Consider the following 23,046-nt stretch of genomic DNA (forward strand, 5'->3'; position numbering starts at 1 on the left):
TGACCTCATTACTCGCTCGGCTGATCCATCTGCAACGTACCGTCCTCGAAGATATTCAGCCGCTCGCGCATCTGCTCGTTAGATAACGGTTCGGCCGCTGGCGCGCCACCACTACCGCCCGCAGGAGCGTCGGGAGCCTGATCGGGCGCCAGTTCGCCGCCGCCCTGCTCCCCTTCGATATTGCGTTGTGCCTTTTTGGTCAGCACCACGATATCGATGCGGCGGTTGACCGGGTTCAAGGGGTCGTCACGGTCGAACAGTGCCGAAGACGCATAACCGACCACTCGCGCCACCTGGGCATCGTCGTATCCCGCAGCGGTCAACACCCGACGCGCGGCGTTGGCGCGGTTGGCCGACAGCTCCCAGTTGCCGAAGCCGCCAGCGCCGGCGAAAGGCTTGGCATCGGTATGGCCACTGACGCTGATCTTGTTCGGCACGGCCTTGATGGTGTCGGTCAGTGCGAACAGGATGTCCTCGAAATAGGGCTGTAACTGGGCGCTGCCCAGGGCGAACATCGGCCGATTCTCGGCATCGACGATCTGAATGCGCAAACCGTCCTGGGTGATTTCGAACAGAATCTGATCCTTGAAGCGCTGCAACTGCGGATCCTGCTCGACCTTGTTCTGCAGCTCCTGCAGCAGCAGTTCCAGACGCTCGCGCTCCACCTCTTCGGCCTTGGCCTCGGCCTGCTCGGCGTCCAGCTCGGCCGGATCCTTGGGGTCAGTGTCCGCTTCGTCCCCCGGCGACTCCTGGGGCTGTTCGTTGAGGGTGCGATCCGGCGAAGGAGTCGGTGAGCCTCCGAGGTCGATCACGTAGGGGCTGGCACTTTCGGAGAAGCCGATGGGATCCTTGAAGTAGCCGGAAATCAGCTTTTTCTGCTCGGGCGTGGCCGAGGACATCAGCCACATCACCATGAAGAAGGCCATCATCGCCGTGGCGAAGTCGGCGAAGGCGATTTTCCAGGCACCACCATGGTGGCCCCCGGCGACCTTCTTGACCCGCTTGACGATAATCGGCTGGTTGTTTTCCATGGTGCTTAGTTCCCGCGCATTGCCTGTTCAAGCTCGCTGAAGCTTGGGCGGTGCGCCGGGTAGAGGGTCTTGCGCGAGAACTCCACCGCCAGCGACGGCGGCATTCCGGACGCAGAGGCGACCAGGCCGGCCTTGATGGCCTCGTAGACGTTCAGTTCTTCCTTGGCATCGTGCTCGAGCGCGGCGGCCAGTGGGCCGAAAAAGCCATAGGAAGCGAGAATCCCGAGAAAGGTACCAACCAGCGCCGTGCCGACCTTCTCGCCGATCTGCGCGTTATCCGCCTCGGCAAGAATCGACATGGTGATCACGATACCCAGTACCGCGGCCACGATACCCATGGCCGGCATACCGTCGGCGATCTTCGCCACGGCGTGGGCGGGATGATCGAGTTCCTCCTTGAGGCCAACCAGCTCCATGTCGAACAGGCCTTCAAGCTCGTGAGGCGCCATGTTGCCCGAGGACATGATGCGCAGGTAGTCGCAGATGAAGGCGACCATGCGTTCATCGCCCAGCACCGCCGGGTACTTGCTGAAGATCGGGCTAGCTGCGGGATCCTCGAGATCGGCCTCGATGGCCATCATCCCCTCGCGGCGCGCCTTGTTGAGAATTTCATAGAGCAGGCGCAGTACTTCCAGGTAGTAGTCGTGAGTGAACCTGGACTTGAACATCTTCAATGATTTCTTGAGGACGATCATGAACATACTGCCCGGATTGGCCTGCAGGAACGCGCCTAGCGCGGCCCCGCCGATGATCAGCACCTCGAAAGGGTGCACCAGCGCCATGAGCTTGCCGCCAGACGCGACGAAACCGCCGAAGACGCAGGCGAAGACAACGATGATGCCGATGATTTTGGCCATAAAGAAAACTTAAAAAAGTGAAAAGAAAGGGAGGTCGCGCGAAACACCCCTTCTACTTATCGGAAGAGATGGGCGAGACTATAGTCAGTTAAGTCTAAAAAAAGCCATTTTGGCATATCCCCATGGTCGCAAGCACGCCGTTACCCCGCACCCTCGATGCCTGGCTCAAGCAGTTGGATGGCCAAGTACTGCCTATCCCGACTCAGCATCACCAGCAGGTACGCCGCGCACTGAGCGATAGCCGCCGCTCGCTACGCGAGATCGCCGACCTGATGCAGGACAGCCCGGCATTGGTGCTCAGCGTATTGCGTGAAACCAATCGCAAGAGCAGCAGCATGGGTGAAGCGGCGGAAAGCCTGGAAACCGCGCTCAATCGCCTCGGCCTCAAGCGCGCCGAAGAACTGCTGATGCGCATACCGGCCAAGGCGATCACAGACATTCCTCAGCCGCTTCGCCAGATCCAGCTGATCAGCCAGCACGCCGCGCAGCAGGCCAATGGCCTGTTCGCCGCACGCCTCGCCCGCCTGTGGCAGGAAATCCACTGGGGCAGCTTGTTGTTTCTCTCGCCGGTGTGGGCATTGCTGGCGGCTCATCCCCAGCTGTTCGAAACCTGGGAGCAACGCGTGCTGATCAAAGGCGAGCGACCTGCACGGGTCGAACGCGACCTGCTGGGTATTTCCCTCTTTGAATTGTGCCTGGCACTGGCTGAGCACTGGCGTCTGCCTGCCTGGATCATTCAGGGCTATCAGCTGCTGATCAGCGACCGGCGCCTACTGGCCAGGGCGCTACGCCTGGCGCGCCTGCACGATGATCCCCTACGCCAACAGCAGCAGCTGGACAGCGATCCGCCCCTGCAACGCTGGCTCATGCAACCGGCCAACAGCATCTTACTGGCCAACGTATTGGCCGTCTCGGCGCACAACGCCTGGAGCGGCAGACACACCCGGCGCTGGCAAACGCTCAATAGCCTGTACCTGCAAATGCCACTTGCGGAGCTGCATCAGCACATTCACCAGAATGCAGCACACAGCGCGCGACAGGTAGACACCACTGGTCTTTGGCACCCCGCCGAAGCGTTGCTGTGGCCTTGGCATGCACGGCACTTCCAGCCCCCCAAACCGGCGCCCACACCGCAAACCGGCGACTGGCGCCAGCTGTGTACCCAACTGCTCACCCAGCCAACGGCGTTCAGCAACGTGGAACAGCTCACCCGTTGCGCCCATGGGGCGCTGCAAGCGACCGGTCTATCGCGCCAAATCCTGCTGCTCGCCGACCGCAGCCATAGCCGCCTGCAGGTGCAGCAACATGCAGGCGTCGATGCCAGCGCCAGCGGCCTGACGCTCGACCCGGGGCAAAGCCAGGTGCTGCGTCGCCTGCTCCAGGCGCCGGCGCAACTGCGCCTGACACCCGCCAATATTGCCCAGTTCTCTGCCCTGCTCCCTGGCAACCTGAAAGCTCTAATACCCAGTGAGCACCTGCTGATCCGATCACTAGCCAGCAATGATCGGGTGGTGATGATTCTGTTCGCCGACCTGCACGGCAAACCGATCAGCGATACCGTTCTGCAAGCCTTCGCCAAGACCGCGCAATGCATCGAGCGCGCCCTGGACACGTTCAGCAAACGTAACCGCTGAGTGACGGGTTTCTCGCTGACTTGCCTGCGCTACAATCGCACTCTTATTTTCATCAACAGAGGCCTGCATGACTGCCTTCGACGAACTGCCGCTGGTCATCGAACCTGCGGATCTCGCGACGCGACTGGAAGAGCCGAGCCTGATTCTGGTCGACCTGAGCAGCAGCGCCCGTTACCAGGCTGGACATATTCCCGGCGCCCACTTCGTCGACCCCAAACGTACTCAACTGGGTAAACCGCCAGCCCCCGGCCTGCAGCCTGGGCAGGCGGCACTGGAGCAGTTGTTCAGCGAGCTTGGCCATCACCCAGATGCCACCTATGTGGTGTACGACGATGAAGGCGGTGGTTGGGCCGGGCGCTTCATCTGGCTGCTGGATGTCATCGGCCACCCGCGCTATCACTTTCTCAACGGTGGCCTGACCGCCTGGGAGGCTGAGCAGCGTCCGCTTGATCAGAATATCCCCGAGCCGAAAAACACACCGGTGCAGCTGTCGCTGAGTGACGAGCCAACGGCCAGCCTCGATTACCTGAAGTCGCGCCTGGGCGCCGACGACCTGGCCATCTGGGATGCCCGTTCGCTGGATGAGTACCGCGGCGAGAAGGTGCTGGCGGCCAGGGGCGGGCATATCCCCGGCGCCATCCACTTCGAGTGGACAGCCGGCATGGATCCCGCCCGCGGCCTGCGCATCCGTGAGGATATCGGCCAGCAGCTGAACCAGCTGGGCCTGAGCACTGACAAGGAAATCATCACCCACTGCCAGAGCCATCGCCGCTCCGGCTTCACCTACGTGGTCGCCAAGGCTCTGGGCTATCCCCGGGTCAAGGCCTATGCCGGCTCGTGGAGTGAATGGGGCAATCTTTCCGATACACCTGTCGAACAGTGAGTGCGACTTGACTGTCCACTTGTAATTCGCCCGGCAAGAGATGCCGGGCTGCCAAGGAATAAAGATGAAAGAACGCCTGTTTATCCTCAGCCAGTACCTGACTCCGCATCACCTGCTGTCGCGCCTGATCGGCTGCGCAGCCGAATGCCGCGCACCCTGGTTCAAGAATCGCCTGATCACCTGGTTCGCCAAGCAGTATCAGGTCGACATGAGCGAGGCGCAGGTCGAGGATCCGACCGCATTCGAGCACTTCAACGCATTCTTCACCCGCGCCCTGAAAGAGGGTGCGCGCCCGCTGGACAACCTGCCCGGCGCGGTACTCTGCCCCGCCGACGGTGCCATCAGCCAGCTTGGCCGCATCGAGCATGGCCGCGTATTCCAGGCCAAGGGCCACAGCTACAGCGTGACCGAGCTGCTGGGCGGTGACAGCGAGCGCGCCGCGCCCTTCATGGGCGGCGACTTCGCCACCGTGTATCTGTCTCCCAAGGACTACCACCGCGTGCATATGCCGCTGGCCGGCACCCTCAAGGAGATGATCTACGTACCTGGCCGCCTGTTCTCGGTGAACCAGACCACCGCCGAAAACGTTCCCGAGCTGTTCGCCCGCAACGAACGCGTGGTCTGTCTGTTCGACACCGAGCGCGGCCCCATGGCCGTGGTACTGGTTGGCGCGATGATCGTCGCCTCCATCGAAACCGTCTGGGCCGGCCTGATTACGCCGCCCAAGCGGGAACTGAAGACCGTGCGCTACGACGAGGCCGCCCGGGCACCGATCAGCCTCGAGAAAGGCGCGGAGCTGGGCCGCTTCAAGCTCGGCTCCACCGCCATCGTGCTGTTTGGCCCAGAGCAAGTGAAATGGGCCGAGGAACTGGGTGCAAATAGCCCGGTACGCATGGGCCAATTGCTCGGCCAGTGAATCTGCAACGCGGCCTGCAGCCTTTGCCATCAGTGGCGCAAAGGCTGCGACGATGGCCAGATGCTGCTAGAGTCGCCTCACGATGACCGAACGATTCGCTCGCAAGCTGGCGCTGGAGTACAGAAGTTAGATGGATAAACAGAGCCCCCACCTTTTGCTCCGCGTCCCGACGCCGACCAAGCAGGGCCTGACTTTCTGCGATGCCACGCCACGCGACCTAAAACGCTGGATTGCCGGCCTGCCCAAGGCCAACATTGGCGAAACCGCACGTCAGTTGTATCAAGCGCTGATTGAGCTCAATCAGCTGCTGACGCCCTCGGATAACCGCCTGCAGTTGCTGGAGCTCTTGCGCCCCGAGGTGTATTTCGTCTGTCAGCACTTGGAGCGCCACTTCCTCAACCAGGCTATCGTCCTCGACGAACGCCCGCGCAAAGTGGCCAATCTGTGCCAGGCCCTGCAGAACCATTTGGCGATCGGTTACAAACTGATTATTTCGCAGTTGGTTTCGCAGCCGAGCCGCGAACGCAACCAACTGCTCGGCACTGCACTGCAGCGCGCTGTCCACAGCCTCAACGGACCACTGATTCGTACCAGCCAGCTGTATTGCCCGGTACCTGAGGGATTGTGGCTGGAGCTGCACCAGATCTACCTGATCGCTCGCCAACAAGATCTTCACAAAGTGGTGATCCGCGATCCTCTGGCCCGACACACCAAGGGGTTAAGTGCCGAGCAAGGCTACATCGTCGCCCTGCTGATTGGCTGTTCACGCTGCAACCAGATGCGCCAAAGCGCCATCGCCCGCCTGGCCGAGGCGCTGGAGCCCTGGAGTACACTGGTTAATCTGCAAGCAGGTGGTCACCCTTCGAGCATCTTCGCGGTGGCGCCGCAACTGGATGGGCCGCCGCGCTATACCTCGCTGTTCCAGCCGAGCGAACTACTGGGCGCGCTGGGTATCGACCCGACGCCACTGGTCGACACCATCAAGGATCATCTGCAACTGCTGCCCGAGGAGCGAGCCCAGTCCCGCTTGCACGTACCGGATGGTTTCACCACCGACATGCTGCAACACGCCGCTGCTGCCTGGGGTGACATTTCCGAACGCACCTTCCAGCGCACCCAGGGCACGGGCAGCATGACCTTGTGCATTGGCATGAGCGCACTGAACTACTACCTGGCCAATGGCCGGGTGTTCAGCGAGATACTCAAGCAGCAGAGAGACACCATCGCGTCGTTCAAACCGCTCAGCGGTGAACCCGATATCTGGGCCGGCGCACACGACGCCCAGCGAAGCAACGATTGGGAAAACGGCTTACCGTTCGAAGAAATCGAATACCCCAAGCCCGCCGGCGAGCAGGAACAGGCGGAGTCGGGCGCAGGCGAAAACTATCCCAACTACGCCTTGTCGATCGTCAACCATAGCCCGGGCGGTTACTGCCTCTCCTGGCCCAAAGAGGTTCCCAACCAGCTGCAGGCCGGTGAACTGCTGGGCATCCGCGACAACCCCCAGCAGAGCTGGAGCGTCGCGGTGGTGCGCTGGATTCGTCAGGTGCGTGGCGGCGGCACGCAGATGGGCATCGAGCTGGTTGCCCCGCATGCGCAGCCCTGCGGCCTGCAATTGGTTCGCAAGGCCGAGCAGAACAGCCAGTACCTGCGCGCCCTGCTATTGCCTGAAATCTCCGCCATTTCCCGTCCGGCAACGCTGATCACCCCGCGCCTGCCCTTCCAGGAAGGCAGCAAAGTACTGATCAATATCAACGGCCAGGAACGCCGCGCAGTGCTGAGCCAGAAGCAGACAAGCACCGGCAGTTTCAGCCAGTTCGAATACCACGATCTCGAGCAAAAAAGTGCGGATCACGCGACCTCTGTCACAGCCTCCGGAACCCACCGGCCGGCCGGGGAGGAAGACTTTGACTCACTCTGGAAGTCGCTGTAGATTGCCGGAAACCCTTTATTTACCGCCTTCTTCTGCTGTTTTATCGCAGATTCGACCTCGCTAATGGCCATCGAAAAGAAAACCATCCGCCTGCTGATTCTCGAAGACTCGCAGAACGAGGCCGAGCGTCTCGTCAGCCTGTTCCGCAATGCTGGCAATGCCACCCGCGTCCATCGCCTGAGCTCCAGCGAAGACCTGCTCGAAGCCCTCAAGAACAACTGGGATCTGCTGATCTGCGCACCAGTCAGCGAATGCCTGGAGCCTCATGAAGCGCTCGCCTCCATTCGTCGTGAAGGTAAGGACATTCCGGTCATCCTGCTACTCGCCGACAACGAGCCCGACAGCGTCACCGAAGCACTCATGCTCGGCGCCCAGGATGCCCTGCCGCAGGGTGAAGATGAGCGCCTGGTGCTAGTAGCACGCCGTGAACTGGTCAACCTCGAAGAGCGCCGCGCGCGCCGCGCCGCCGAGGTCGCCCTGCGCGAAGCGGAGAAACGCTGCCAACTGCTGCTCGACAGCTCGGTCGATGCCATCGCCTACGTGCACGACGGCATGCATATCTATGCCAACCGCGCCTATCTCGAGTTGTTCGGTTTCGACGACGCCGAAGAACTGGAAGGCCTGCCGATGATCGACCTGATCGGCGGCTCCGACCAGAGCGCCTTCAAGGACTTCCTGAAAAATCACCAGCATCAGGACAACAACGAGCTGGCCTGTGCAGGCGTACGCACCGACGAGAGCACCTTCTCGGCACGTATCGCCCTGTCTCCAGCAGCGTACGATGGCGAACCCTGCATCCAGATGGTGATTCGTGCCGAAACCGGCAACGCAGAACTGGAAGAGAAGCTGCGAGAAATCAGCAGCCAGGATCTGGTTACCGGCCTGTATAACCGCGCCCACTTCATCGAGTTGATGGATGCCGCAGCACACCGCGCCGTCAATGACGAGCAACCGGCGAGCCTGGCCTACATCCGCGTCGACCGTTACGCCGCACTGCTCGCTGAAATGGGCCTCGGCGCCATCGACCTGCTGCTTACCGATCTGGCCACGCTGCTGCGCGCGTATTTCCCGCAGGATGCACACCTGGCGCGCTTCGGTGACGATGTGTTCGCCGTTTTGCAGACAGGCATGTCGCCGCAGCAACAGCGTCCACAACTCGAAGGCCTGTTGAAAAAAACCGAGGCGCACCTGTTCGATATCAACGGACGAACTGCGCAGACCACCCTGTCAATCGGCGTCGCTGGTCTCAACGAAACCACGCCCAAGGCCGGAGAAGTGATCGACCGCGCCCAGCGCTGCGCCGATGAACTCGACGAGCCAGGCACACTCAAGCTGTTCGACCCTGCCGAGGAGCTGGCAGCCGCAGCCAGCCGCGGCAGCGTCGTGGCCATGGTGCAGCAGGCGCTGGAGAAAAACAGCTTCCGCCTGTTGTTCCAGCCGGTCATCAGCCTGCGTGGTGATGAACACGAACACTATGAAGTGCTGTTGCGCCTGCTCAGCCCGTCAGGGCAGGAAGTTCCGCCTGGGGAATTCCTCGCGGTGGCCAGGGAAGCCGGGATGGGTGAGAAGATCGATCGCTGGGTGATTCTCAGCTCGATCAAACTGCTTGCCGATCACCGCTCCAAAGGTCACGCGACACGGCTATTCGTCCATCTATCGAGTGCCAGCCTGCAGGATCAGACACTGCTGCCCTGGCTCAGCGTTGCTCTGAAAGCCGCGCGCTTGCCTTCCGATGCACTGGTGTTCCAGTTCAGCGAACCCGACGCCATCGCTTACCTTAAACAGGTAAAAGTACTGGCTCAGGGCCTCAAGGATCTGCACTGCCATATCGCCCTGAGCCAGTTCGGCTGTGCGCTGAACCCGTTCAATACGCTCAGGCATCTGCCCGTAGACTTCGTCAAAGTCGACGGCTCCTTCTCCAAGGATCTGACCGACCCGGCCAATCAGGAAGCCCTGAAAGTCATGCTGGCGAGCCTGCACAGCCAGGCCAAGCTGACCATCGTTCCATTCGTGGAATCGGCGAGCATACTGGCGACCCTTTGGCAGGCCGGCACGAACTATATCCAGGGGTATTACCTGCAGGGCCCAAGTCAGTCGATGAACTACAACTTCTCGTCAGACGATTGAGCCAACGGGGCAGATTGACTGCCCCGTTGCAGCTGTATCAGGCCTGACCGTCGCGGTCGCGGAACCCCAACAGGTAAAGCAGGCCATCCAGGCCCAGGGTAGAAATCGCCTGTTTGGCAGACTGCTTGACCAGCGGCTTGGCACGGAATGCCACCCCCAGCCCAGCGATAGCCAGCATAGGCAGGTCGTTGGCGCCATCGCCGACAGCGATGGTCTGCTCCAGACGCAAACCTTCCTTGTGCGCCAGCTCGCGGAGCAAGTCGGCTTTGCGCTGCGCATCGACGATAGGCTCGATGGCGACACCGGTTACCTTGCCGTCGATCACTTCCAGCTCGTTGGCAAACACATAGTCGATACCCAGCTTGGCCTGCAACTGCTTGGCGAAATAGGTGAAGCCACCGGACAGAATGGCCGTCTTGTAACCCAGGCGCTTGAGCTCGGCGAACAGGTTCTCCGCGCCTTCGGTCAGGCGCAGCGACGCGCCGATTTCGTCCAGCACGCCAACATCCAGGCCCTTCAACAGCGCCAGACGCTCCTTGAAGCTGGCGCGGAAATCCAGCTCGCCACGCATGGCCCGCTCGGTGATTTCCGATACCTGCTCACCGACGCCAGCGGCCTTGGCCAACTCGTCGATCACTTCCGCCTCGATCAAGGTGGAATCCATGTCGAACACGGCCAGGCGACGATTACGGCGGAACAGTGAATCGGCCTGGAAGGCGATATCGACGTTCAACTCCTGCGCAACGCTGAGGAATTCGGCGCGCAGAGCGGCCGGATCACTCGGCTCGCCACGTACCGAGAACTCGATGCAACCCTTGCCCTGCTCGACCGGCATGTCCAGCGGCATGCGCCCGGACAGTCGGTCGATATGGTCGATGTTCAGCTCGTACCTGGCGGTGATCGCGCTGACGCGCTGCAACTGCTCGGCAGTGACCTTACGCGTCAGCAGCGTCACGCTGTGGCGTGCCTTGCCCTGGCCGGCGACCCAGTTCTGGTAATCGTCTTCCGAGACCGGCGTGAAACGCACCTGCTGGTCGAGCTTGTAAGCCGTGAAGAGGATGTCCTTGAGCACCGAGGACGCGCGCTCGGTGTCGGGGATTTCCACCAGGATGCCGAACGACAGGGTGTCGTGGATAACCGCCTGGCCGATGTCGAGGATATTCACGCCACCTTGGGCCAATACACCGGTAATGGCAGCCGTGAGGCCGGGGCGATCTTCGCCGGTAATGTTGATCAGGACGATTTCGCGCAAGGCGTACTCCGGGGCTCGCAGGACTATGAACGGCCTGCCGAACGGCGATGTGCAGCAGGGCCGGTGAAAAAGGACACATTCTAACCACTTTCAATGCGTCCCGAACACGCTCGGCGCTTTGCCCTGTGCGGGTCGCTCGTTATACTGCGCGCCACTCCAGTCAACGAGAGCCGAGCTCTGTGAACCGGCCCGCCCCCGTAAAACCCGACAACTTCTTCCTTTTGCTTTTCCGTGCACTGCGCCAACGTCGCGTGCCGCTGGCATTGCGCATCGTCAGTCACAGCTTGCTGCTGGTGGCCATGGCGCTGGTGATCTATGCCTGGGTGATCGGCATGCAGTTCAAGCAGGCCATGCAGCAGCAGGCCGAAGCACTGGGCAGCAGCCTTATCACGCAGACGGCAGCCTCGGCGACCGAGCTGCTGGTGTCCAACGACATCCTCAGCCTCAACGTGCTGCTCAACAACCTGGTGAAGAATCCGTTGGTGGCCCATGCGGCCATCTACAGCGTCGACAACCGCATCCTCGCCGAAGCCGGCACGCGCCCAAGCAAGAGCATGCTCGGCGAGACCGAAGGGCTGTACTCGACACCCATCACCTTTCAGGAGGTGATGGCCGGGCAATTGCGCATCAGCCTGGACATGCAGCAGTTCGAGCAGCCGATGACCATCAGCCTGCAGAGCATGGGCATTCTCAGCCTTATCCTGCTGGCCCTGACACTGTCGCTGAGCCTGCGCCTTGGCCGACAGATCTCCACGCCATTGATGCAGATGCGCGTCTGGCTGCGTGACCCTGATGACTACGCGCCAGGCGCCAATCGCCAGGACGAGATCGGCGACCTGGCGCGCCAGCTGCAAGCCCGCCTGGCCCCCGAAAAACCAGAGCCCGAGCCAGAGCCTGAATTCGAAGACCTCGACGATCTGGAAGAGCAGTTCCGGCATGACACGGATGACGACGAAAGCGATCATCACGACGAGCCCGAGTTCGAAGTCCGCGACCTGCGCGACACCCGCTTCGATGCCGACGATTACGACCCGCCGAGCCGCAAGCGTAGCGAATATTCCGACGATGATCCCTTCGCCGATCTATACGACAGCGACGAAGCATCCGCTCCCAGCGCTGCGAAACCGCCGGCAGCGCCACAGAAAAGTGCCGTACTGGCCGTTCAGCTGGGTGCCCAGGAACAGCTGCGTCGTTTGCCGCGCACGCGACTGATGGAGCTGCTGGAAAGCTACCGTAACTGCCTGGACAAGGCCGCGACGCTCTACAAGGCCCAGCTGTACACCCTCAACGATGGCAGCAGCCTGATGCTGTTCCATCACCAGGACAGCGGGGACGACTACCTGACCCACGCCATCTGCTGCGGTGAACTGCTGCGTGCGCTGGGCCATGCCTTGCAGATCGAGGTTGCCGACAGTGGCATCACCTTGCACCTGCAACTCGGCCTGACCCTGGGCGAAGACCTGCAGGGCCTCAGTCAAGGCGACCTGCTGCTCAGCGAAACCGCACAGGATGCCCTGGCCCTGTCTCAGCACAGCCGCAACCTGCTGCTGGTCGAACGTCGCGTCGGTGAAGATGCCACGTTGCGCCAGCGCGCCCGCATCCGCGCCATCGCCAGCCCCGAGGGCGCCAGCTGCGTCGAGCGCCTGCTCGATCCGTATCCTGCGCTGCTCGAGCGGCAAATGGCCCGGCTGCGCGAAGAGCGCTAGGCACCTGCTCAAATCTGCTACGCGTCACCTGCAGACGCATCATGTTCGACCGCAAGGTGGTGGAAGCGAACGTTCGCGTAACTTGTAGGAGGGGCTTTAGCCACGAGCTTTTTATCAAGGCAAACAAAGAGCTCGCGGCTAAAGCCGCTCCCACAAAAGCAGCAGCGCTCTATGTCCGCTCCCGCCACGAAGCAGCCGCTCGGCATTGCGTTGCCCCCATGAAAAGGCCGGCGCAAGGCCGGCCGTTTTCCCACGCGAAGCGATCAGAGCTTGGCGATGGAAACCTCCGTGGACTTAACGAACGCGATCACTTCGCTGCCTACGCGCAGTTCCAGCTCACGCACGGAACGGGTGGTAATCACTGACGTGACGATACCGGAGGCGGTTTGCACGTCGATTTCCGAGAGTACGTCGCCTTCGACGATTTCCTTGATGGTGCCTTTGAACTGGTTGCGGACGTTGATGGCTTTAATGGTCATGGTGAGTCTCCTAGGGTAGCAAGTAGCCCCGAATGGGGCATGAAGTCAGGGTTAGAGCGCCCAGCGCAGTTGCGTCGGGAGCGGTGATACGGGGTCGGGCTGCGGTGGCAGCTCGGGCAATTGCAGAACGCGATTGAGCACCTCGGCCTCCAGCGACGCGAGGCGTGCCGAGCCCTTGTTACGGGGGCGTGGCAGGTTCACGTCCAGATCCAGACCAACCTGGCCGTCTTCGATCAGAATGACCCGGTCAGCGGTGGCGACGGCTTCGCTGACGTCGTGGGTAACCAGCAGTACAGTAAAACCGTGCTTCTGCCAGAGGCCTTCGATCAACTGCTGCATTTCGATACGGGTCAGGGCATCCAGTGCCCCCAGTGGCTCGTCGAGCAGCAGCAGGCGCGGCTCATGAATCAGTGCGCGGGCCAGGGCCACGCGTTGCTTCTGGCCACCGGACAGTGCCGCTGGCCATTCATTGGCGCGCTCGCCCAGACCGACCGCCTCCAGCACTTGCTGGGCCTTGGGCCGCCAGTCACCGGTAAGGCCGAGGCCGACGTTGTCGATCACGCGTTTCCACGGCAGCAGACGCGCCTCCTGAAACATCAGGCGGGTGTCGTCGCGGGTCGCCGCCAATGTGCCGTTACCGGCTAGCAGCTCACCGCCAGTAGGCTGGTCGAGGCCGGCTAGCAGACGCAGCAGGGTGCTCTTGCCGCAACCACTACGCCCAACCACGGCAACGAACTGACCTGAAGGAATGCGCAGGTCGATGTCCTTGAGTACCTGGCGCTCGCCAAAGGATTTCTGAATGCCGCGAATGGTCAACGGCGTGCCTCGATTGAGGCTATGCAAAGCGGTCATTTGGCACCTGCCTTGGTTTGATAGGCCGGATGCCAGCGCAGCCAGGCACGTTCCAGTCCACGGGCAGCCAGGTCGGCCAGCTTGCCGAGTACGGCGTACAGCAGGATTGCCAGCACCACCACGTCGGTCTGCAGGAATTCACGGGCGTTCATCGCCAGGTAACCGATGCCGCTGCTGGCAGAGATAGTTTCGGCGACGATCAGGGTCAGCCACATCAGGCCGAGGGCGAAACGCACGCCGACCAGAATCGACGGTAGCGCGCCGGGCAGGATCACCTGACGGAACAGGGCGAAGCCGGACAGACCATAGCTGCGCGCCATCTCCACCAGCGCCGGGTCGACGTTGCGGATGCCGTGGTAGGTATTCAGGTAGATCGGGAACAGCGTGCCGAGGGCGACCAGAAAAATCTTCGCGCTCTCATCGATGCCGAACCACAGGATCACCAGCGGGATCAGCGCCAGGTGCGGCACGTTACGGATCATCTGCACCGAGCTATCGATCAGGCGCTCGCCCCATTTCGACAGGCCGGTGATGAAACCCAGCGCCAGGCCGATGCCGCCGCCAATGGCGAAACCAACCCCTGCACGCCAGCCGCTGATCGCCAGGTGGGTCCAGATCTCGCCACTGGAAAGCAGCTGCCAGCCCGCCTCGAACACCGCGCTGGGCGCCGGCAGAATGCGCGTGGACAGCAACCCCAGGGCCACCGAGCCTTGCCAGGCGACCAGCAGCGCCACGGGCAGAGCCCAGGGCGCCAGGCGCAGAGCCAGGTTATGGAAAGACGTGTTGCTCATTTCATACCTCAACAATCATCACGGAATAGCCGGGCATCCAGGCCCGGCAGTGTTTCAACTGGCCGACGCCGCCTTGGGCAGGATGTCGTTGGCGACCATTTCACCGAACGGGCTGACGTAATTCGCGCCTTCTGGCAGCGCAGGGCGATTCACATCCAGATGCGGGAACAGCAGCTCGGCGACCCGGTAGGATTCCTCGAGGTGTGGATAACCGGAGAAGATGAAGGTATCGATGCCCAGTGCGGCGTACTCCTTGACCCGCTCGGCGACCGTTGGGCCATCGCCGACCAGCGCCGTACCGGCACCACCGCGCACCAGGCCGACGCCGGCCCAGAGGTTGGGCGACACTTCCAGGTTGTCTTTGCTGCCGCCGTGCAGAGCGGCCATGCGTTGCTGACCGACCGAGTCGAAGCGCGCCAGGGAAGCCTGGGCGCGGGCGATGGTGTCATCGTCGACATGGGCAATCAGCTTGTCGGCGGCCTTCCAGGCCTCTTCGTTGGTTTCCCGGACGATCACGTGCAGGCGAATACCGAAGCGAACTTCGCGGCCCTGGGCCGCGGCCTTCTCACGCACCGCAGCGATCTTCTCGGCCACTGCAGCTGGAGGCTCGCCCCAGGTCAGATACAGCTCGACCTGTTCGGCGGCGAGATCCTGCGCAGCTTCGGACGAGCCACCGAAGTACAGCGGCGGACGCGGTTGCTGAACCGGCGGGTAAAGCAGCTTGGCGCCCTTCACCTGAATATGTTTGCCGTCGTAATCAACCACTTCGCCTTCCAGCACACGGCGCCAGATACGGGTGAACTCAACGGACGCTTCGTAACGTTCGGCGTGGGACAGGTTCAGGCCGTCGCCTGCCAGTTCGTCCGGATCACCGCCGGTGACCAGGTTGAACAGCGCGCGGCCGCCGGACAGACGATCCAGCGTCGCCGCCTGGCGCGCGGCCACGGTCGGGGAAATGATCCCCGGGCGCAGGGCAACGAGGAATTTCAGGCGTTGGGTCACCGGGATCAGCGACGCGGCGACCAGCCAGGAATCCTCGCAGGAACGGCCGGTGGGAATCAGTACGCCGCCGAAACCGAGGCGGTCGGCAGCCTGGGCGATTTGCTGCAGATAACCGTGGTCAACGGCACGGGCCCCTTGCGAGGTACCGAGATAATGGCCGTCACCGTGGGTCGGCAGAAACCAGAAAATGTTCAGACTCATGGAGTGGTCTCCTTGGGATTGGGTCGCTGCGTGGCCAGTGACCACGCAGCTGAATGCCTTACTGCTGGGCTTTCTGAGCGGCTGCGAGGGACGCTGGAGGTCCATCTGGCCGAGTCCAGATCACGTCCTTGATGCTCAATTTCTTGGGGATCAGCTTCAGCTCGGTGAAGGTGTCGGCGATCTTCTGCTGCGCCGCGACCACTTCCGGGGTCAACGCTGCAGCGCCGTAGCCCTGACGCTTCACGGCGATGGAGGTGATGTCCCGCGGCAGACCGAGCAGCGGTGCGACCTGGTCGGTAACCTTTTCCGGATCGGCCTTGGAGTCTTCGCCCACGGCGCGGACTTCTTCGATCAGCACCTGGAGGATTTCCGGGTTCTTCTCGGCGTAAGGCTTGGTGGCGAGGTAGAACTGGTGGTTGTCGACCAGGCCTTCACCGTCACGCAGGGTGCGGGCTTGCAGCTGCTGTTCGGCGGCTGCCTGGAAGGGATCCCAGATGACCCAGGCGTCGACACTGCCGCGCTCGAACGCAGCGCGGGCATCAGCCGGCGGCAGGTAAACGGGCTGGATATCGCTGTACTTCAGGCCGGCATCTTCCAGGGCACGCACCAGCAGGTAATGCACGTTGGAGCCCTTGTTCAGCGCGACCTTCTTGCCCTTCAGCTCGGCGACCGACTTGAGCGGGGAATCCTTGGGCACCAGAATCGCTTCGCTGTGCGGCGCTGGCGGCTCGTAGGCGACGTAGAGCAGATCGGCACCGGCCGCCTGGGCGAAGACGGGCGGTGTTTCACCGGTCACGCCGAAATCCACGGAGCCAACGTTGAGCCCTTCGAGCAATTGCGGGCCACCCGGAAACTCCGTCCATTTGACGTCTACGCCCTTGTCGGCCAGACGCTTCTCCAAGGTGCCCTTGGCCTTGAGCAGCACAAGGGTGCCGTACTTCTGATAACCGATCCGTAGCGTCTCGGCTTGAGCTTGGGTAATGGCGCCGAAGGAAATGGCCGCGGCAAACAAGGCGACCAGACTCCGACGCAAAGTGATAGTGCGCATGGCGCTCTCCTCTGCATTGAGTGTTTGGCCACCTGCTGCCTCGTTGTCGGGCTAGTAAGGTGGTTGCCGGGTGAAGCTTCACCCAGGCGAATGATGTGTGTGAATCCTTACCTCAGGCGCTCCAGCGCCCACTGATCAGACGTTCGTTTAGCAGCCCCGGCTCGATCGGTTGTGGCCGGCGGTTGAGTGCCTGAATCAGGTGTTGCAAGGCGTCATCCAGACGCTGTTCCAGAACGGGCACCAGATCGCCACCGGTGTCGGTGTAGGCAATCTGGCTGTCATCGGCGAAAACCCCGTGCAGCACCTCCTGCGCCTTGAGCGCCGACAGCACCGGTTTCAGGGCGTAATCCACGGCCAACATATGAGCGCTGCTACCGCCCGTGGCGATGGGCAGCACGACCTTGTGATGCAGCGCGCGCTCGGGCAGTACATCGAGCAGGGTTTTCAATGCCCCGGAAAACGAGGCCTTGTACACCGGCGTCGCCACGATCAGCCCATCAGCAGCGGCCACGTGGGCCTGCAAACCCTGAATCCGTGGGCTGTCGAAACGAGCGAAGAGCAGATCCTCGGCCTCGAAGTCGCGCACCTGGTAACTCACCACCTCGACGCCATGGGATTGCAGCCACTGCCGCGCCTTGTCGAGCAGCACGTTGGAGCGCGACTTCTGGTTTGGGCTGCCGCCCAGCAAAACCACCAACATGGGACGTCCTTACTTGTTCGGTTGCGGGGTGAGACGCAGGTAGGGCTTCACCGCCCGGTAGCCTTTGGGGAAGCGCTGCTTGATCTCTTCTTCGTCTTTCAGCGACGGCACGATCACCACATCGTCACCATCCTGCCAGTTGGCTGGAGTGGCCACCTTGTGGCTGTCGGTGAGTTGCAGCGAGTCGACTACACGGAGGATTTCGTTGAAGTTGCGCCCTGTACTCGCCGGGTAGGTGATGGTCAGGCGCACCTTCTTGTTCGGATCGATGACGAACAACGAACGGACGGTCAGGGTGTCGTTGGCATTCGGGTGGATGAGGTCGTAGAGCTCGGAAACCTTGCGGTCGGCATCGGCCAGAATCGGGAAGTTGACCACGGTGCTCTGGGTCTCGTTGATGTCGTCGATCCACTTCACGTGAGAGTCCACCGGATCCACGGACAGGGCGATGGCCTTGACGTTGCGCTTGACGAATTCGTCTTTCAGCTTGGCGGTGAAACCCAGCTCGGTGGTGCACACCGGCGTGAAGTCCGCCGGGTGGGAAAACAGGATGCCCCACTGGCTGCCCAGCCACTCGTGGAAGCGGATACGGCCTTCGCTGGAATCCTGTTCGAAGTCAGGGGCGATGTCGCCAAGGCGGATGCTCATGCTGCGTGCTCCTCAAGTGAGTCGTTGCGTGGCGCTCACTATGCTCAGGAACACAAAATATTAAAAAGAATAAATAATGATTTATTTATAACCAAATTGACTATATCGATAAAGATCGTGCCGACACCCCGTCAAGGGCGGGCCCGTCCAGCGAGATGGCCTTATTCGAGAACCCGCGCCGGATTACCCACGACCTTCGCTCCGGCAGGTACATCGCGAGTCACCACACTGCCAGCGCCGATCAGTGCGTCGTCGCCGACGGTCACACCCGGAAGGATCAGCGCCCCAGCGCCAATCCACACATTGCGCCCGATGCTCACCGGCCGACCGAATTCCAGGCCGGACTCGCGCTCGCCGGGAGCGCGCGGGTGATCGGCGGTGAGTATCTGCACACCGGGGCCGATCTGGGTCTTGTCGCCAATGCTCACGGCCACCACGTCGAGAATCACGCAGTTGAAGTTGATGAACACCTCATCGCCCAACGTGAGATTGAAACCGTAGTCGCAGTGAAACGGCGAACGCACCACCACGCCCCTGCCGATACTCGCCAGGCGTTCGCCCAGCACCTGGGTACGCTCGGCAGGTGACAGGCCAAGGTTGCCGTTGTAGCGCGCCAGCCAGGCAATAGTCGCGGCGCTTTCGGCCTGCAGTTCGGGATCGCTGGCCAGATAGAGCTCACCGATGAGCATTTTGTGTTTTTCACTGAGTGCCATGGTGCGTTGCTCCGTCACGAATGTTCAGTAAAGAACGCCCGAGCACGCATGGGTTCCGGTGATCGGACAAGGCGGTCTTTGCAAATCAATTCAGGGCACGGCAACAGCAGGGAATTCCAGCGCTGGAGCGGGGTAAAACGCAGGCAAAAAAAACCGGGCACATGCCCGGCAAGATTCCACCACGAGGAATGGAGTATCGCGCTACAGGCGGCGAACCGCCGTCGCGCTGAGCACCTGCAACCAGAAACGAGGGCAGGCAGGCTCGAATAAAAAGGATGAGGGAAGCGGTGCTTCGCCCCACCCGAAAAGTATTAAAGCAACGGCAGGCTATAGCTGACGATCAGGCGGTTCTCGTCGAGATCAGTGGCGTCGTTGCCCCGCTGCGAAGCATTACGCCAAGAGAAGCCGAGTCCCTTGAGCGAGCCCTGCTGAAGGGTATAGTCCAAGCGGAAATCGCGCTCCCATTCCTTACGATCACCACCAGGCGCATCGATGTTGTCGCCCTTGAGGTAAGTCACTACCGCTTTCAGGCCCGGCACACCAACGGAGCCGAAGTCATAACCGTACTCGGCCAGCCAGGTGCGCTCACCTGCACTGGCGAACTTGCCGATCTGACGATCTGTGATCAAGTAGGAGCTGGAGCCGTCGCCTTGGTTGAGGAACGGGAAATCACTATTACCAGACACTTGCTGATAACCGGCGCTTAGGGCATGGCCGCTCAGGCTGTAAGTAAAAAGCGCACTCCAAACACGGTTGTCGACTTCACCATTCTTGGTGTCACCGGCATTCCAGTAGCCGCTACTGACGTAACCATCACCGCGTCCTGCAGCGCTGCCGTTCTTTCCATCGGAGCTGCTGTCGAAGTAGCGCAGGTCGCTTTTAAGGCTACCCACTGGCAGAGCAAGGTTATGCACCAAGCCGAGGAAGTGCTGCTTGTAGAAATCCTCCAGGTTGCCGTAGTAGTACTGAGCGGTCAGCTCTTTGCTGATCTGATAGTCGCCACCGGCGAAGTAGAACTTGTTGCTGTCTGCTCCTGCACCACCGATCGCCAAGCCGATGTCGTTACTCGAAGCACGAGTTTTGGTGTGTTCTAGTTGACCGGCTGTCAGAGTCAGGCCGTCGATTTCTTTGGAAGTGATCTGACCGCCGTCGAACAATTGCGGCAGCAGGCGGCCGTCATTGAAGTTCACAACCGGCAGCTTCGGTTGCAGGGTACCAACGCGCAGCTCCGTCTTGGACACTCGCAGCTTGGCGGTGGCACCGGCTTTGCTGAAATCGTTTACAGCACTGCCATCAGTTTCCAAGGGCACCAGTTGGCCAGGAGTGCGATCACGGCCGTTTTTACCCGCATAGCTGCCAGAGTCCAGGCGCAGGCCATAAAGGCCGATTACATCAACACCGACGCCAACGGTGCCTTGGGTAAAGCCGGACTGGTAGTTGAAGATAAAACCCTGCCCCCACTCACGGGCTTCACCGTTGTTGTTCGGGGTGTTCTTGGTATTGCGGTCGATAGCGAAATTGCGCAGGTCGAGTTTGGCGGTGCTGTCTTCGATAAAGCCGGCAGCGTTGGCCTGCTGCGCCAGAGTGGCGATGGTGACAGCCAGGGCCAGGGTGGATTTTTTCATGGGTGATGCTCCAGGGGCATGGGTCGTAAGCTGGCTCAGGCCAGACTCGTAGGCGCTAATGATTGGCGGAAGCAAGGCTAAGCCAAGGCGAATAAAACAAAAAAGAATCAATAATTACTAATAAATTACTTTTTCGAATATACGACTTAGCTCATCGCGGCTTTATATCGGCGGCGCGCTCTTACGACGCTTGGCTCTAACGCAGGTCACGTGGCGAAAGAAGAATGTTTTCAAAAAGTTTCAGTAGATTGAGCGTACGCCTCAGAACAGCTCCAACTGGCCACCGATCAGTGCGGTGAAATCGTCATCCACGAACGGCAGAATGGCATCGGCCACTGGCTGCAACTGCCGGGTCAGGTAGTGGCCATAATCGATAGGCGCGCGGCGTAGTTCGAGGGGCTCCGGCCCGGCCACGCTCATCACGTAACTGATCCAGCCGCCGCTCTGGTACTGCCGTGGGCGCCCCTGCTCGTCGTTATAGGCATCGGCCAGGCGTGCAGCTCGCACATGCGGTGGCACGTTGCGCTGGTAGTCGTCGAGCCTGCGGCGCAGACGCTTGCGGTACACCAGTCGCTCATCGAACTCGCCATCCAGGGTGCTCTGCACATAGCTGCGCACGTAATCCTGATAGGGCTGACGCTTGAAGATGCGCAGATACAGCTCCTGTTGGAACTGCCGGGCCAGCGGCGACCAGTCGCTGCGTACCGTTTCCAGCCCCTTGAAGACCATCTCCTCGCGGCCATCGGCCTGGCGGATCAGCCCGGCGTAGCGCTTCTTGCTGCCCTCTTCCATACCGCGAATGGTCGGCATCAGAAAGCGGCTGAAGTGGGTTTCGAACTGCAGCTCCAGAGCACTCTGCAAGCCGAACTCGGTTTGCAGGTGCTCGCGCCACCAGGCGTTGACCCGCTGCACCAAGCCACGGCCGATGCGCTCGGCGTCTTCCTCGCCATGGGCGCTGCGCAACCAGACGAAGGTGGAGTCGGTGTCGCCGTAGATCACCGCATGCCCCTCGGCCTCGATCAGCTCGCGCGTACGGCGCATCACCTCATGGCCACGCAGGGTGATCGAGGACGCCAGGCGCGTATCGAAGAAACGGCAGCCGCTGGAACCGAGCACACCGTAGAAGGCGTTCATGATGATCTTCAGCGCCTGGGACAGCGGCGCGTTGCCGGCACGCTTGGCCGCCTCGCGGCCCTGCCACACCCGCTCGACGATGGCCGGCAGGCAATGTTTGGTGCGCGAAAAGCGCGCCCCCCGGAACCCCGGCACCGAATGTTCATCTTCGGGTTGGCGCAGACCTTCGACCAGCCCCACCGGGTCGATCAGAAAGGTGCGGATCAACGACGGGTACAGGCTCTTGTAATCCAGCACCAGCACCGACTCGTAAAGCCCCGGCCGCGAATCCATGACGAAGCCGCCCGGGCTGGCTTCGGGCGGACGCTCGCCCTGGTTGGGTGCCACGAAGCCCTGTCGATGCATCAGCGGCATGTACAGGTGGCTGAAAGCGGCCACCGAACCACCGCTGCGATCCACCGGCAAGCCGGTGACCGTGGCCCGCTCGAGGAGGAAGGTGAGCAGTTCGGTCTTGGCGAAGATGCGCGTGACCAGTTCGCAGTCCTTGAGGTTGTAGCGCGCCAGGGCCGGCTTGTCCTCGGCGAACATACGGTTGATCTCGTCCATGCGCTGGTAAGGGTTGTCGATCGCCTTGCCCTCGCCTAGCAGCTGCTGGGCTACGCTTTCCAGGCTGAAGGACTGGAAGCTCCAGGTAGCCGAGCGCAGCGCTTCGATACCATCGATGATCAGCCGGCCCGGCGCACTGGCGAAGAAATGCTGCTTGGAACCATGCTCGCGCCAATTCAGCACTTCGCCGCCGCGGCCAAGGCGCAGCGGCACTTGCAGACGCTGGGCATGCTCGTGCAGAACGCGCAGGTCGAACTGCACCACGTTCCAGCCGATGATGGCGTCCGGATCATGGCGCTCCAGCCAACCGTTGAGGGCCTCCAGCAACTCGGCGCGACTATCCAGATACGCGAGATCGAAGTCGACATCGGCGTCACCATTCGGTGGCCCGAGCATATACACCTGGCGCTGGCCGCAGCCCTCCAGTGCGATGGAGTACAGCTCACCGCGCTCGGTGGTTTCGATATCCAGGGAAACCAGCTTGAGCTGCGGGCGATAGTCCGGCGCCGGCTTCAACTGCGCATCGATCAGCACACCCTCCTGCGTCGGCGTGCCGCCGAACAGCACAGGCGCGGTAATGAAGCGCTCCATCAAGTAACGCTCGGGCGGGCGGATATCGGCCTCGTAGACATCCACACCGTTCTGGCGCAGGGTCTGCTCGAACTGAATCAACGGGCGCTGTTGCCGGCAATACAGACCCAGCACCGGCCGCTGGTGGAAGTCGCGCAGTTGCAGTGGGCGCAGCTCGATATCCACCCCCTTGCCCAGCAAGGTCTCGGCACGCGCACGCTGCTCCACGGGAATGAAAGCCACCGACGTTTGCGGTGGCAAGCGGACGAGACGCGGGCCGCTGTCGGTCGACAGCCAGAATTCCACCTGGGTACCAGCCGGCGTGTCGCGCCAGTGCCGGGTCAGGACGAAGCCCTGCTGTAGATCCACCCTGCCACCTCGAATGCTGTTCAGGGTGC

General features: G+C 61.6%; 19 protein-coding genes. 6 read left to right on the plus strand and 13 right to left on the minus strand.

Features of this window, described 5'->3' with window-relative positions:
* Positions 1-8: 8 nt before the first annotated feature.
* Together motB and motA are read right to left on the minus strand one after the other, a co-directional pair.
* Positions 9-1,031 (minus strand): flagellar motor protein MotB, encoded by a 1,023-nt coding sequence (gene motB / locus ACZ3GY_RS21320; protein WP_465911889.1) that lies wholly within the window; start codon positions 1,029-1,031, stop codon positions 9-11.
* A gap of 5 nt (positions 1,032-1,036) precedes the next feature.
* Entirely contained in the window at positions 1,037-1,888 is an 852-nt protein-coding gene (gene motA / locus ACZ3GY_RS21325) for a flagellar motor stator protein MotA (RefSeq protein ID WP_463563339.1), read from the minus strand.
* A 122-nt stretch (positions 1,889-2,010) separates the two neighbouring features.
* Between motA and ACZ3GY_RS21330 the strand changes: the two genes are divergently transcribed.
* From ACZ3GY_RS21330 to ACZ3GY_RS21350, 5 genes are all read left to right on the plus strand, one after another.
* Complete coding sequence (locus ACZ3GY_RS21330; protein WP_465911890.1) at positions 2,011-3,522, plus strand: HDOD domain-containing protein; 1,512 nt, start codon at positions 2,011-2,013, stop codon at positions 3,520-3,522.
* Positions 3,523-3,589: 67 nt separating this feature from the next.
* A complete protein-coding gene (locus ACZ3GY_RS21335) occupies positions 3,590-4,405 on the plus strand; it encodes a rhodanese-like domain-containing protein (protein ID WP_465911891.1) in 816 nt (271 codons plus the stop codon).
* 58 nt (positions 4,406-4,463) lie between these two features.
* Positions 4,464-5,321: an archaetidylserine decarboxylase gene (gene asd / locus ACZ3GY_RS21340; RefSeq protein WP_465912008.1), complete on the plus strand. Its 858-nt coding sequence runs from the start codon at positions 4,464-4,466 to the stop codon at positions 5,319-5,321.
* A gap of 130 nt (positions 5,322-5,451) precedes the next feature.
* A complete protein-coding gene (locus ACZ3GY_RS21345; protein WP_465911892.1) occupies positions 5,452-7,254 on the plus strand; it encodes a cyclic-di-GMP receptor FimW-related protein in 1,803 nt (600 codons plus the stop codon).
* A gap of 63 nt (positions 7,255-7,317) precedes the next feature.
* Complete coding sequence (locus tag ACZ3GY_RS21350) at positions 7,318-9,381, plus strand: EAL domain-containing protein (protein ID WP_465911893.1); 2,064 nt, start codon at positions 7,318-7,320, stop codon at positions 9,379-9,381.
* 37 nt (positions 9,382-9,418) lie between these two features.
* On the opposite strand, the gene serB is transcribed toward ACZ3GY_RS21350, so the two are convergent.
* Positions 9,419-10,633 carry a phosphoserine phosphatase SerB gene (serB, locus tag ACZ3GY_RS21355; protein WP_465911894.1) on the minus strand — a complete coding sequence of 405 codons (1,215 nt, stop codon included), beginning with the start codon at positions 10,631-10,633 and terminating at the stop codon, positions 9,419-9,421.
* A gap of 179 nt (positions 10,634-10,812) precedes the next feature.
* On the opposite strand from serB, the gene ACZ3GY_RS21360 reads away from it, so the two are divergent.
* A complete protein-coding gene (locus ACZ3GY_RS21360) occupies positions 10,813-12,339 on the plus strand; it encodes an AhpA/YtjB family protein (protein ID WP_465911895.1) in 1,527 nt (508 codons plus the stop codon).
* A 263-nt stretch (positions 12,340-12,602) separates the two neighbouring features.
* Here ACZ3GY_RS21360 and ACZ3GY_RS21365 read toward each other — a convergent pair whose 3' ends face one another.
* From ACZ3GY_RS21365 to ACZ3GY_RS21410, 10 genes are all read right to left on the minus strand, one after another.
* Complete coding sequence (locus ACZ3GY_RS21365) at positions 12,603-12,818, minus strand: TOBE domain-containing protein (protein WP_463563332.1); 216 nt, start codon at positions 12,816-12,818, stop codon at positions 12,603-12,605.
* A 51-nt stretch (positions 12,819-12,869) separates the two neighbouring features.
* Positions 12,870-13,670 carry an aliphatic sulfonates ABC transporter ATP-binding protein gene (gene ssuB, locus ACZ3GY_RS21370; RefSeq protein ID WP_225835987.1) on the minus strand — a complete coding sequence of 267 codons (801 nt, stop codon included), beginning with the start codon at positions 13,668-13,670 and terminating at the stop codon, positions 12,870-12,872.
* A complete protein-coding gene (gene ssuC, locus ACZ3GY_RS21375) occupies positions 13,667-14,461 on the minus strand; it encodes an aliphatic sulfonate ABC transporter permease SsuC (RefSeq protein WP_225835989.1) in 795 nt (264 codons plus the stop codon). Before ssuC ends, ssuB begins: the two co-directional genes overlap by 4 nt.
* 54 nt (positions 14,462-14,515) lie before the next feature.
* Complete coding sequence (ssuD, locus tag ACZ3GY_RS21380) at positions 14,516-15,664, minus strand: FMNH2-dependent alkanesulfonate monooxygenase (RefSeq protein ID WP_225835991.1); 1,149 nt, start codon at positions 15,662-15,664, stop codon at positions 14,516-14,518.
* A 58-nt stretch (positions 15,665-15,722) separates the two neighbouring features.
* Positions 15,723-16,712, minus strand: coding sequence for a sulfonate ABC transporter substrate-binding protein (locus ACZ3GY_RS21385; RefSeq protein ID WP_465911896.1), 990 nt, complete (start codon positions 16,710-16,712; stop codon positions 15,723-15,725).
* Between the two features lie 112 nt (positions 16,713-16,824).
* Positions 16,825-17,412 carry an NADPH-dependent FMN reductase gene (gene ssuE, locus ACZ3GY_RS21390; protein ID WP_465911897.1) on the minus strand — a complete coding sequence of 196 codons (588 nt, stop codon included), beginning with the start codon at positions 17,410-17,412 and terminating at the stop codon, positions 16,825-16,827.
* Between the two features lie 9 nt (positions 17,413-17,421).
* Complete coding sequence (locus ACZ3GY_RS21395) at positions 17,422-18,060, minus strand: peroxiredoxin (protein ID WP_465911898.1); 639 nt, start codon at positions 18,058-18,060, stop codon at positions 17,422-17,424.
* Between the two features lie 161 nt (positions 18,061-18,221).
* Positions 18,222-18,773, minus strand: coding sequence for a sugar O-acetyltransferase (locus tag ACZ3GY_RS21400; protein WP_465911899.1), 552 nt, complete (start codon positions 18,771-18,773; stop codon positions 18,222-18,224).
* Between the two features lie 311 nt (positions 18,774-19,084).
* Positions 19,085-20,398, minus strand: a complete 1,314-nt coding sequence (locus ACZ3GY_RS21405) for an OprD family porin (RefSeq protein ID WP_465911900.1) — start codon at positions 20,396-20,398, stop codon at positions 19,085-19,087.
* 261 nt (positions 20,399-20,659) lie between these two features.
* Positions 20,660-23,017 (minus strand): DNA polymerase II, encoded by a 2,358-nt coding sequence (locus tag ACZ3GY_RS21410; protein ID WP_465911901.1) that lies wholly within the window; start codon positions 23,015-23,017, stop codon positions 20,660-20,662.
* Between the last annotated feature and the right edge of the window lie 29 nt (positions 23,018-23,046).

Source organism: Pseudomonas sp. PME37.24/006 (assembly GCF_055556635.1).